Below are 11,914 nucleotides of genomic sequence, written 5' to 3' on the forward strand. Positions count from 1 at the left end.
CAATTGATACAAATATGCAATAAACCGCCTATAAAGCCTTAAATAATAATATTTTTATAGTGCATGTAATTACTGCTGTTTATTAATTTCGTTCTGGTTTGAGCAATTACTTTAAAGAATAGATTTCTTAAAAAGAGTGCGTGTGACCTATTCAATTATCGGCAAAATAGGACGATATTCAAAAAAAATCTTTGATATCCAAGTTTTTACTCCTAACATTGTATAATTACAAGGCCCTGCCTGCGCCCGATTGGCTAAGAAATCGATAATTTTCGAACGCTTAATTAGGTTTATTCAGTTGCCACATAGCGTTTTTAATATTTTTTGGCATTGAATGGATTGGTTGGAGCACTCTCTTTTCTAATTTACTTCTAAAATATTTTTCTCGACTAGACACCTGCATCATGCATGGCTATACCCTTGTAAAGATAGAGCATATTCTCTAGCGCCGACCTTGATGAGGTCATAATACAATAGAATGAATTTCAATAACATGGGGATTATTCCCCCGATTTTAAAAGCAATACAAGCATTAGGGTATCAAAACCCTACCCCTATACAACAGCAGGCAATTCCTGCTATCGCTACAGGCAAAGACTTAATTGCCTGTGCACAAACTGGCACCGGAAAAACGGCTGCATTTGCAGTTCCCATCCTCCAATCATTACATGAAGATAATCGCAAAGGCTTAGGTCCACAGGTTTTGATCTTGGTACCAACGCGTGAATTGGCCATTCAAATTAGCCAAAACATCGCTGGCCTTAGTAAATTCTTACAGGTAAAACATTGTACCATCTTTGGTGGTGTATCCCAAGTAAATCAAGTTAAAGAATTAAAACGTGGTGTAGATATCCTTATTGCTACGCCGGGACGATTAATTGATTTAATCGGACAAGGATTCGTAAAACTGGGCCATATCCGATACTTGGTATTAGATGAAGCCGATAATATGTTAGATATGGGTTTCATCCATGATCTAAAGAAAATCTACAAATTTTTACCAGCTAAAAAGCAAACGCTGTTATTTTCGGCCACCATGCCTAAAGCCATTCGTAAATTAGCGATGGATTTTATGCATCAGCCGAATGAAATTGCGGTATCTCCAGTTTCTTCTACGGCAGAAAGTGTAGAACAACAGATTTATTTTGTCGAAAAGAAACAAAAACCCCAGTTGCTAGGTAATCTAATTGGAAAGACAAAGGTGCAAACCTTGGTATTCACCCGCACTAAACATGGCGCCGATCGCTTATCGAAGACCTTACGTAAAACAGGAATTGATAGTGCTTGTATTCATGGGAATAAATCGCAAAATGCTAGGCAAAAGGCATTACAGTCGTTTAAAAGTGGAGAAATTCATATTTTAATCGCTACGGATATTGCCGCGCGTGGTATTGACATTCAGGGATTGCCCCTGGTGGTTAACTTTGATTTACCGGTAGATGCCGAAACCTATGTACACCGCATCGGCCGTACGGGAAGAGCAGGATTGCAAGGGAAAGCTGTATCTTTCTGTAGTGAGGAGGAACAAAGTACACTAAACAAAATTCAAAAGCTCATCGGATTTGAGCTTCCAAAAGCTGAAACAATTACTTTAATAAATACAAATAACAATGCAAGAAGGAACAATTAAATTCTTTAACGAAACTAAAGGTTTCGGTTTTATCACACCTAACAACGCTGGTGAAGATGTATTCGTACATGCTTCTGGACTTACTGAGCCAGTTCGTGAAAAAGACCAAGTTACTTACGAAGTAGAGCGTGGTAAAAAAGGCTTAAACGCAGTAAATGTACGCGTAGTAAGATAATTACTAAGCCCCTAAAAAAAATGCAACGAATAGTTCGTTGCATTTTTTTTATATAATAGATTCTTTAATTTCCGATTATAGCATCTCCACCTCGGAGACTTGATTCCCCTGTCTGGTGCGGATATATTTATACCTCACCTTTTGATGTAAGGCAAGCGTTTTGCCCGCTAGGGTATCATTGAAGTAAACGGTATCCTGACTCTCATTGTTACGGATAAAGCCGTAATGCCCAGTTTCGTTGTAATAGGATACTTTTCCAAAGTAGTACTCATCTTCGGGATCAGTAGGGCGTTGTAAGTGTTCTTCTTTGAACTCATAAGGTTTTGCAGCTGGTTTGTCAGAAATATTACCAAACTCATCTACATAAGCAAACATATCTTCCAAGGCTTTTCCCTTGTCGTTGGTTGCTTTGTTTAGCTCTCTACGTTCAAGCTTTTCTTGTTTTTTTTGCTGTTTCTTTTTTTGGATTTCTTTTTTTTTGAATGTAAGTTGACTTTTTGCCATTGACTAGAATTAGATGAATAAAATAAAGGAATACTACGCTGAAAGGGGAACCTTTGTTAGGAAATTAGGGAGTAGCCTTTGTGAATTAATGCAAAGATAAGCAAAATTATTGACAATTAGGCATATAGGCACCCCGACTTAAATGCTTTACGATATAGCACTGACCCTTATCAGGTTACCTTCGGAAATGGTTTATTTTAATTTAACACGCAGCAGTTTATCACTTGCAGTCATATACAGGTAGCCGTCGGAACCGAAAGCGCAATTCGCCGTGCGAATGCCACTACGGATTCTTCCTATTGGCTTTCCTGAAGCATTCATCAGCACGACCCCATCTCCAGCTGCAGCAAAAAGATTACCCTTAGCATCTACCTTAATGCCATCTGCTCGAACAGATTCATTTGGGAATTGGGCTTTAAAATCGACAAAAATGCGCCCTTTACTCATGATCTCCCCATCCTTCACCGCATACTCCATGATATAGGGTTTTGTATCATCACTCAATGCAACATATAACTTATCGCCTGCCGCGTTTCCAGTGATTCCATTCGGACGGTCGAGATCAGCTATTACCTGCTTAATACTGCCATCTTTTTTCAATCGGTAAACACCATTTACAGGAATCTCCCGATTAATCGTATCCTTTAACCGCCCGGGAAGGCCGTACGGAGGATCGGTAAAGAAATAGTCGCCATTTGGGAGTTGCCACAAATCATTGGGGGAGTTAAATCTTTTCCCTTCCCAACGATCTACCAATGCTTGGTTTTCCTTGGTTTCCAAAGAAATCTTACTGAGTCTTCGGTTTCCATGGTCGCATGCAATAAGTTCGCCTGCCTGATTGATCAAGAGCCCGTTGGTACCAGGTTCATCACTATACCAAGTTTCCCCGGCATAGCCGGAAGGCTTTAAAAAAACCTGAAGCCCTTCCTTTTCATCCCACTTGTAAATGGTATTTTGACGGGGATCCGAAAATAGAAGATAATTCCCAGAAGAGACCCATACTGGACCTTCTGCCCAAGTCATCCCCTCTCCCAATACCTCAATCTTAGCATTAGGATCTATGATGTTCTTCATTTCAGGATCAAGAAGTTCTATTTTACCAACCGTAGGATAAGGTTGCTTATCCATAGCAAATAGGGAAAAGAAAAGTGTAAATAGGATGAGGTTGTTCATAGCAATTACTGCATTATCAATGGACTATCCATGGACTATCCATGCTCTATCAATGAATTAAGATAATCAATTTTATGAACAAGCCCAGATCGTTTTACTTATTTTCCTTATTCTCGCTTTTCTTTTCCTTTTTATTATGGGTCATATCATCGCCTTTTACCTGTTGTTCCTCATGCTCCCGGCTATCTAGGTTATCCTTATTCTGTACGGGCATATGTTGTTTTCCTGTGTTTACCGGTCTACCACCGTTTTGTCCTTGATTACCTTTCATAGTTGTAAATGTTTAAGATTATCGATTTTGTTCTCTTTAAATAACAGCTAGGTTCCTGCTTTGTTCAAATTTTAACATTTTACTGCCCCACAGAATTTCACAGTTGGCGGTTGGAATCTTTGGATAATTCCTACCTTTGCCTTGACTATCCACTATCTATTTTGAAAAACCAGGCATTAGCAACAGATGAAGAGCTCTTAACGCGCGCGCAAGCGGGCGAGACTAGCGCATTTGACACGCTATATGATCGGTATTATCCTATTTTATTCGTGCATGCTATGAAAAAGCTGGCCAACGAGCAGGATGCCAAAGACCTGGTTCAGGATTTGTTTTTAAGCTTCTACAGCAGCCTACCGCAGCTCGGTTCTATTCATAATGTTGGTGGTTATCTATATACCCTTCTTAAAAACAGAATCTTAAATTTCCTAGAGAAAAACCTTGTTCGGTATAAGTATTTAGAACAATTTCAATTTCAAGAAGCCTATAAACCAGTAGAGAACTACATCTTTGAAAAGGAACTGCAAGCACAAATTGAGGCAGGAATTCAAGCCCTCCCCGAGAAAATGAGATTAGTCTTTGAAATGAGCAGAATCCAAATGCTGAACCATAAAGAAATTGGTGATCAACTTCAAATCTCGGATAAAACCGTAAAAAAACAAATCGTTAATGCGTTGAAAATCATACGCTCCAAAATTCATTTCTTCTTTTTTTAATTTTCTTCTACTCCCTCCTGCCCCCTCACCTGTCTTGATTAAAATGACAGGTATGAAGCCGCCAATAAAAGAACTACTCCACAAATACAATCAAGGTACCGCAAGTCCGGAAGAACAGGAATTGCTGGAACAATGGTATTTGTCATTAGGGACTGATCATCCAGCCCGAGATCAGGATAGTATCCTGCGTAATTTCCAAGCCAGTAAGCAAGTAATTCAAGCCCAATACCCGAAGGAAAGACGTTTATATTTGCGCGTAGCCAGTGTTGCTGCTGCCCTCACCTTAGCCTTCACAGGATATTACCTATGGAATAAAGGAGACAAGGTTGAAAGCATGGAACAGTCTGCGGGGATTCAAATCTCTCCAGGTCAGGAGTTGGCCCTTTATAAGGCCTCAAATGGAGACGATGTAAACCTCAGTGACATCCAAAAAGGAAAAAGCATCAGTGCTGATGGGTTAACCTTCATAAAAACCGATGAAGGCAAAATTGAACTCAAGTATGAGGAAACAACTACAGCAAGCCAAGCACCTAAAATGCATCAGATTCAAACACCCCTAGGTGCTGAATTCGAAGTGACCATGCCGGATGGTTCTGCTGTGAAATTAAATGCGGCCTCTAGCCTCAGCTTTAAATCTGACTACAACCAGAAGAATCGGGAAGTAGAATTGCAAGGAGAAGGTTTTTTTGATGTTCAAAAAGCGTCAAAGCCATTTGTGGTACATTCTAAAAACCAAATCGTTTCTGTTTTAGGAACGCAATTTAATATCAAAGCCTATCCGAATGAAGCCCTAACCACAACAAAACTTATCCGTGGTTCGGTAAAAATCAAAAATACCCTTTCGAACAAGGAACTGACGATGAAGCCCGGCGATGAAGTCAGCAATACCGGCAACAGTCTTGCGTTGCAGGAGAATGCCCATACAAAGGTAGACTGGGTGGCCAAGGAAATCGTCTTCGATTCGGAAGAAATCGGGTTCATTATGAACGATATTGCCCGCTGGTATAATGTAGAAGTGGTATTCGAAAATCCAGCACAAAAAACCATTACCTATTCAGGAACCATCTCGCGCTATGCCGATTTCCATAAGGTTTTGGAAGTATTAGAAAAAACAGGATCATTAACATTTGACGTTGAAGGAAGGAAAATAACCGTAAAATAACAGCACAAAAAAGGTCAAATATGCGCTAACATATTCGACCCCATTTTTTGGCTGTTTATACTTAATAAGTTGCACGTATTAAATAATCAAAAACAAACCAATCAAATTTATGAATTACAACAGAGGAATACTAATGAAAATCCATTTAGTATGTGCCCTGCTTGGAGCGAGCTTGCTCCAAACGAAAGCTGAGGTTTTTGGGCAAAACCTAAACATCCACGCAAAGGATATTACCTTCAAAGAGCTCATTCAAAAGATTGAGGGCCAATCGGCCTATAAATTCGTTTATGAGGATCAGGTAATCCGATCGGCAAGGGCCAAGGAAATCAATTTCCGGGATCAACCTATCGATGAGGTGTTACAGGTGGCCATCGGCGACTTGCCTATCCAGTACGAAATCATTGATCATACGGTTATTTTAAAGCGTGGCAATAGCCAACAGAAGCTTAAGTATTATTCGGGGCAAATTTTCGACAGCAAAGGGAATCCTCTTCCGCAGGTTACTGTCAAAGTGAAAGGAACCTTCCGTGTGACGGCAACAGATCAGCAAGGGAAGTTCAGCATCGGTTTATTACCTCAAGAAAACATGATTGAGATTAGCAGTATCGGCTACCATGGGAAGGAGCTCAATGTTAACTCAAACCTCAGTCATATCGTACTGACCGAATTAGAATATGACATCGAAGAATTGCAAGTGACGGTACAAACCGGTTACCGCGCGCTGACGGATGCTGAATTGACAGGTGCTGTTGCTACTATAAACCAAAAAGACTTCGACCAACGTGTAGCCGTTTCGGGCAACTTCCTAGAAAACCTAGAAGGTAAATTGGCCGGTTTAGTGTACAATTCCCAATCAGGCGACCTTTCCATCCGCGGTGTCTCCACGTTTGATGCTGTTCGTAAGCCTTTGATCGTTTTAGATGGTTTTCCAACAGAGATCGACATCCAGAATATTAATCCGAATGATATTGTTTCAGTCAACGTATTAAAAGATGCGGCTGCAGCGTCCATCTATGGCTCCAGAGCTTCTAATGGCGTTATTGTGATTGAAACAAAACGTGGAAAGTCAGGTGGCACCAAATTTAACCTTCGTGCGACCACCGCCGTACAGGCAAAGCCAGACTTTGATTATATGGATTATGCGAGTTCCGCAAATCTAGCACTTATTAATCGAGACTATCTATTGAACTCAACCTTCAAGCGTGCCGATTTTAACGGCCGATTGATGGCGAGCACCCCGATTCATGATGCAGTATTTGACTTCAAAGAAGGCAAAATAAACCAAGCAGAATTAGATCATCGAGTAATGGAAATTGGCCAATACGACAACCTGAACGAATACAAGGACTTGTTTTACCGCCAAGCAATTACCAGCCAGCTGGACTTTGACCTGAGTGGGGGCTCCGACAAACACACCTACCTTTTGGGCGGTAATTACCTTAGTGAGCGAGGTAGCTATATCGAAACATCAAGCAAACGGATATTATTAAACTTTGCTTCTACCCATCAGCTTAACAGGATCATGAACCTTGATTTTAAAGGGATGTACAGTAATGGTCAGCAAAAAGCACCATTCAAACAGGTGGGTATTGATGATTTTTATGCTTTCGAACGCCTCGTAGATGATCAAGGAAATGCATTGCCTGTACTTATGGGGCCGAACAGAAGTCGTTTTAACAGCATCATGGCAAGCAATAATGACTTAAACATGGAGAATGGACTTTATGATCAATTGTATTATCCATACGCCGATGTTTCCAGAGCCAATACGAAAATCAATATGTCCTCCGTACGTTTCCAAGCGCGCCTTAACAGCAAACTGAACAACTGGTTAAGCTTAGATTTGGGTGGTGCCTATGAAGATGAACGAGGTCTGGATGCCAACCTGATGCAAGAGAATTACTTTACGCTAAGACGCTTGTTAAATTACAAAGCCAGTAAAGATCCTTCTTCGGGGAGAGCCATGTTCGCTACGCTTCCGCAAGGCGATATGTTATCACGGAATAACCAATCCTTAAAATCATACACTGTTCGTGGTCAATTCAATGTGAACTACAAAGATGCACAAGATATGCATCAAGTTTCCGGCGTTATTGGATCAGAAATCCGTCGAATTGAAATGTCTTCCAACCTGAATACCATATTTGGTTATGACGGTCAATCGCTGATCCAAACGCCATTGGATTATGTATTGTTAAACCGTGCTTTACAACCTGCATTCAAAGAAACATTACCTGCAACCGATCTTCCTTTAGTTCATTATCCGTACTACTTTAATGAGCAATACGATGATCGTCGTTTTGCTTCTTTCTATGCTGATGGAACCTATTTATTCAAAAAGAAATACGCGCTGACAGGAAGTATGCGGATTGATCAATCCAATTTATTTGGAACAGATCCTGCCTACCGTTATAAGCCTTTCTACTCTATAGGTGCGAATTGGAGTATCCAGAATGAAGCATTCATGCAGGCTTATGATTGGGTCAACATCTTAAAACTGCGTACGGCATATGGGGTTAATGGGAATACACCTACTTCGGCCAATGGGAAGTACCTCATCTTAAGTTCAGAAGTGAACTATACCTATTTCCCATTCGAGAAATACTATGATGTGATGTCGCCGGAAAATAGTTCCATGCGCTGGGAAAGAACCAATATCTATAACTTAGGCTTAGACTTCGCCCTTTGGAACTATCGATTCTCGGGAAGCTTAGATTATTATTTGAAAAATGCAACAGATGTGATTGGCCTTTTAAGTTCTGACCCAACCTCCGGATTCAATGCCTACAATGCGAATACCGCCAGCATCCAGAACAATGGTTTTGAATTGCAATTAAACAGCATCAATATCCAACGCTCAAACTTCGCCTGGAAAACACAATTAACGGGTTCCTTTAATTTCAATAAGGTAAAAGAAGTTTTGATGGCTCAACCGTCTGGAACTGCCGCCTTGTTACCGCTTGTTTCCCAAATTGAATACGTTGCAGACCGTCCAATTGGACCAATCTATGCCTACAACTATGCGGGCTTAAATGAGAAAGGTCAGCCGGAAATATTCGATAAAAATGGAAATAGAAGAATGGTTAGCGCGAATGCAGAAGGGTCGAATGCAGAAATCTCCATCGATGATATGCTGTATATGGGTACCACCGTTCCAAAGTATGTATTGGGTTTCAATAACCAGTTTAGCTACGGTCAGTTTGATCTTTCTTTCCTGTTTATGTATTATGGAGGACATGTTATGCGCAGCATGGCACCTAGCCCTTACGAGACTACTCGCTATTTCCAGGAGGAAGCTTTAAATTATTGGAAGGAAGCCGGTGATGAGCAACATACTGACATCCCAGGCTATCAGATTGTGGGTAAAAGCAATTATTTCAACGATTATGCGCGCTCGGGCTATCAGCAAGCAAGCAAATTTGTGAAGAATGCCGATTTTATCCGTCTTCGTGATATCATCCTGACCTATAGACTAAAAGATGAAGTAAGTAATAAACTGAAGCTGAACAATACTCAGATCCGTTTGCAAGTACAGAATCCTTGGAAATATACCTTCAGCGATAATTCCATCGATCCGGACGCGATCAATAAAACCAATGGGCAGCGTTTCTTGCCAAGACCTGCCATGTACAGCCTTTCATTATACACTAACTTTTAAGCACAACACATGAAACTGAAATATATCTATATATCCCTTTTGAGCCTTGGTTTACTAAGCTCCTGCGATAAATACCTGGATGTTGAACCTAAAGGCATTATCATTCCTAATAAATTAGATGATTATGATAAGCTCTTGAATTCACCTACAACCACCAATAGCTTCTCCCAGTACCTGATTTACGCTAGTGATGATATCCACACTGATTTTACCACCAACGCGGTTGATCCTAGAACAAATATCTATTACTGGAAAACTATTCTGGATACCGATAATGATGCCTCTCCCGTAATTTGGAGTGAGTTTTACCGCCAAATATACAATGCGAATATCATTATCAATAACGTAGGAAAAGCCGTTGATGGATCTGAGAGCCGGAAAAATCAATTATTAGCTGAAGCCTTGACTAACCGTGCCGAAGCACATTTTAACCTGCTCACGGCCTTTAGCAAAGCTTATGACGATAAAACTGCTAGTTCATTGCCCGGCATTCCATGGGTAACTTATACGGATGTCACCAATAAGACACCAGATCGCTCTACCCTACAAGCCACTTTGGACTTGATCATTAAAGATTTGCAACAGGCCGAAAGCTTGCTAAGCAATACTAGATTAAACAAAACTAGGGTAAACAAGGCTGTTGCATCAGCCGTATTAACCCGTGTTTACTTATATATGGGTAATTATGAAGAGGTGGCAAAATACGCTGAGTTAGCCCTAAAAGAACCACATAGCTTTAGAAACTATAACGATTACTATTCGGTTTATGAATTTCCTTCGGAAGAAACCGATCCAGAAATCCTATGGCTTCGCGCATCCACGGATGATGCCCAAATTTACTACATCAATTATGCAAATGACTTGCTAAACCTATACGGACCTGATGACCTTCGGGGCGTATTATTCCCGGCGGATTATTACGGTTTGGGTTGGTACATGAAGCAAACCCGGGGTTGGGGCAACTTCGGCATTTCCTTCATGGAGATGAAGCTGTCGCAAGCCGAAGCTTTGGCCCATCAAAACAAGCTAACAGAGGCCTTAGCCATCTTAAATGAAATTCGCGAATTACGCACTGCAGCAACTGCTTTCAAACCATTTTCATCCAGCAATAAGGAAGAAGTTATCAAGGCAATCCTTTTAGAAAGACGGAAAGAACTGGCCTTCGGCAGTAACCGTTGGATGGATATGAAGCGCCTAGCCAAGCAAGGTCGCGGCAGCAAATCTATTCGTCAATCGGTAGATTTCGAAAACCTGATCAGCATCGATCCGAATTCCTTTGAATACACTTTTGAAATCCCATCCAGGGTATTGATGTTCAACCCGGATATGCAAAAAAACTTTTAACAATAAACAGCTAAAGAATCACTATGAAAAAGATATTATCCATACTTCTGATGAGCTATGGCTTGATGGGTTATGCCCAAGATAAATACATCATCACAGGCAAAATTGATGGCCAAGTTGAAGGTAAAAAAGTATACTTATACAAAACCAACTATGAAAGCAACAAAGTAATCGATAGCACAAAGATTAAAAAAGGTCAATTTAAATTAAAAGGTAGTGTGCCCCTTCCGGGGCTCTATCAAATCGTAATTGATAAAACGCCCAAAGGCGAAGAATCATCAGCAAAAAACTGGACCAGTTCGCGCTTCTACCTAGAGAATTCCCCAATTACTTTCCAAGGCCATGTCGATAGCTTAACAACGTATTATTACAATCCAAATAAAAAGGCCGCTGTAATTACCGGTTCAAAAACACAGGATAAACAAACGGCTTACAATGAAAGTATTAAGGATTTGCGGAGTAAAATAAGTGCCTTAGATAAAGAGTACAGCGAGAAATATCACCTGCCAACCCTAAAAGGCATTTACAATACGGAGGAAGGCATCCGTATCAGTAAGGAAATGGCCATTTACGACAAGCAGCTTCGCGAAAGCAACTTAAATTTTATTAAAAACAATCCCAAATCAGTAGTTGCCTTAGACTTAGCCATGTATAACTTCATCGGGATGTTCGTTGAATTGACCGTTCCGCAGATCGAAGAATTAACAGCCGCCATCAAACAAGGCTGGGAAGGCACGCCGCAGTACGAAGAATTCTTACGCTATGCCGAGAAGAGTAAAAAGACCGCCCTATTCTCAACATATCAGGATTTTGAATTAAAAAATGAAGAAGGAAATTCCGTAAAGATTTCATCTTTCATTAAGCCCGGACAATACAGCATGCTGGAATTTTGGGCCTCTTGGTGTGGACCATGCCGCGGAGAAATCCCTCATTTAGTAAAGATCAATGAGAAATATAAAGACGCAGGATTCAATATCATCAGTATCTCCTTGGACGAGCGCAATAAAGATTGGCGCAAGGCCATGAATGAAGAGAAGATGGTATGGACCCAACTGAACGAACCCAAAGGTTTTGATGGGGAAGTATCAAAAGCGTATAATATCACCGGTATTCCATTTGCCATCCTATTGGATCCAGAAGGAAAGATCGTAGACTTTAATATGCGTGGCGCTAAATTAGACGCTGCCCTCCGAGATATTTACGGATTTTAACAAAAAACTCCCTGTTGTTTTCAACAGAGAGTTTTTAATCCCGTCAACCAAAATTGACGGGATTCTTTTTTGC

The 11,914-nt window shown here is 40.6% G+C and carries 10 protein-coding genes; 7 read left to right on the forward strand and 3 right to left on the reverse strand.

The features are described 5' to 3' along the window. The first annotated feature begins 478 nt into the window (after positions 1-478). Both GQF63_RS01175 and GQF63_RS01180 read left to right on the forward strand, forming a co-directional pair. Positions 479-1,630: a DEAD/DEAH box helicase gene (locus GQF63_RS01175; protein WP_160367260.1), complete on the forward strand. Its 1,152-nt coding sequence runs from the start codon at positions 479-481 to the stop codon at positions 1,628-1,630. Further along, entirely contained in the window at positions 1,611-1,805 is a 195-nt protein-coding gene (locus GQF63_RS01180) for a cold-shock protein (protein WP_160367261.1), read from the forward strand. Before GQF63_RS01175 ends, GQF63_RS01180 begins: the two co-directional genes overlap by 20 nt. A gap of 75 nt (positions 1,806-1,880) precedes the next feature. On the opposite strand, the gene GQF63_RS01185 is transcribed toward GQF63_RS01180, so the two are convergent. The 3 genes from GQF63_RS01185 to GQF63_RS01195 form a co-directional block, all read right to left on the reverse strand. Beyond that, positions 1,881-2,309: a cold-shock protein gene (locus GQF63_RS01185; RefSeq protein WP_212592423.1), complete on the reverse strand. Its 429-nt coding sequence runs from the start codon at positions 2,307-2,309 to the stop codon at positions 1,881-1,883. 192 nt (positions 2,310-2,501) lie between these two features. Further along, positions 2,502-3,482 (reverse strand): SMP-30/gluconolactonase/LRE family protein, encoded by a 981-nt coding sequence (locus GQF63_RS01190; protein ID WP_160367262.1) that lies wholly within the window; start codon positions 3,480-3,482, stop codon positions 2,502-2,504. Positions 3,483-3,576: 94 nt separating this feature from the next. Then, positions 3,577-3,753, reverse strand: a complete 177-nt coding sequence (locus tag GQF63_RS01195) for a hypothetical protein (protein ID WP_160367263.1) — start codon at positions 3,751-3,753, stop codon at positions 3,577-3,579. A gap of 161 nt (positions 3,754-3,914) precedes the next feature. Between GQF63_RS01195 and GQF63_RS01200 the strand changes: the two genes are divergently transcribed. The 5 genes from GQF63_RS01200 to GQF63_RS01220 all read left to right on the forward strand — a co-directional run bounded on the left by GQF63_RS01200 (position 3,915) and on the right by GQF63_RS01220 (position 11,841). Beyond that, positions 3,915-4,466 (forward strand): RNA polymerase sigma-70 factor, encoded by a 552-nt coding sequence (locus GQF63_RS01200; protein ID WP_160367264.1) that lies wholly within the window; start codon positions 3,915-3,917, stop codon positions 4,464-4,466. 52 nt (positions 4,467-4,518) lie between these two features. Next, positions 4,519-5,628 carry a FecR family protein gene (locus tag GQF63_RS01205; protein WP_160367265.1) on the forward strand — a complete coding sequence of 370 codons (1,110 nt, stop codon included), beginning with the start codon at positions 4,519-4,521 and terminating at the stop codon, positions 5,626-5,628. Positions 5,629-5,761: 133 nt separating this feature from the next. Further along, positions 5,762-9,286: a SusC/RagA family TonB-linked outer membrane protein gene (locus GQF63_RS01210; RefSeq protein ID WP_160367266.1), complete on the forward strand. Its 3,525-nt coding sequence runs from the start codon at positions 5,762-5,764 to the stop codon at positions 9,284-9,286. Between the two features lie 9 nt (positions 9,287-9,295). Further along, positions 9,296-10,630, forward strand: coding sequence for a RagB/SusD family nutrient uptake outer membrane protein (locus tag GQF63_RS01215; RefSeq protein WP_160367267.1), 1,335 nt, complete (start codon positions 9,296-9,298; stop codon positions 10,628-10,630). A gap of 23 nt (positions 10,631-10,653) precedes the next feature. Continuing rightward, positions 10,654-11,841: a TlpA disulfide reductase family protein gene (locus tag GQF63_RS01220; RefSeq protein WP_160367268.1), complete on the forward strand. Its 1,188-nt coding sequence runs from the start codon at positions 10,654-10,656 to the stop codon at positions 11,839-11,841. The last annotated feature ends 73 nt before the right edge of the window (positions 11,842-11,914 follow it).

Source organism: Sphingobacterium humi (assembly GCF_009768885.1).
In the GTDB taxonomy this organism is placed as follows: domain Bacteria; phylum Bacteroidota; class Bacteroidia; order Sphingobacteriales; family Sphingobacteriaceae; genus Sphingobacterium; species Sphingobacterium humi.

Coding starts and splice junctions, on each gene's coding strand:
- GQF63_RS01175 (WP_160367260.1), top strand. CDS start 479: ATGAATTTCAATAACATGGGGATTATTCCCCCGATTTTAAAAGCAATA.
- GQF63_RS01180 (WP_160367261.1), top strand. CDS start 1,611: ATGCAAGAAGGAACAATTAAATTCTTTAACGAAACTAAAGGTTTCGGT.
- GQF63_RS01185 (WP_212592423.1), bottom strand. CDS start 2,309: ATGGCAAAAAGTCAACTTACATTCAAAAAAAAAGAAATCCAAAAAAAG.
- GQF63_RS01190 (WP_160367262.1), bottom strand. CDS start 3,482: ATGAACAACCTCATCCTATTTACACTTTTCTTTTCCCTATTTGCTATG.
- GQF63_RS01195 (WP_160367263.1), bottom strand. CDS start 3,753: ATGAAAGGTAATCAAGGACAAAACGGTGGTAGACCGGTAAACACAGGA.
- GQF63_RS01205 (WP_160367265.1), top strand. CDS start 4,519: ATGAAGCCGCCAATAAAAGAACTACTCCACAAATACAATCAAGGTACC.
- GQF63_RS01210 (WP_160367266.1), top strand. CDS start 5,762: ATGAAAATCCATTTAGTATGTGCCCTGCTTGGAGCGAGCTTGCTCCAA.
- GQF63_RS01215 (WP_160367267.1), top strand. CDS start 9,296: ATGAAACTGAAATATATCTATATATCCCTTTTGAGCCTTGGTTTACTA.
- GQF63_RS01220 (WP_160367268.1), top strand. CDS start 10,654: ATGAAAAAGATATTATCCATACTTCTGATGAGCTATGGCTTGATGGGT.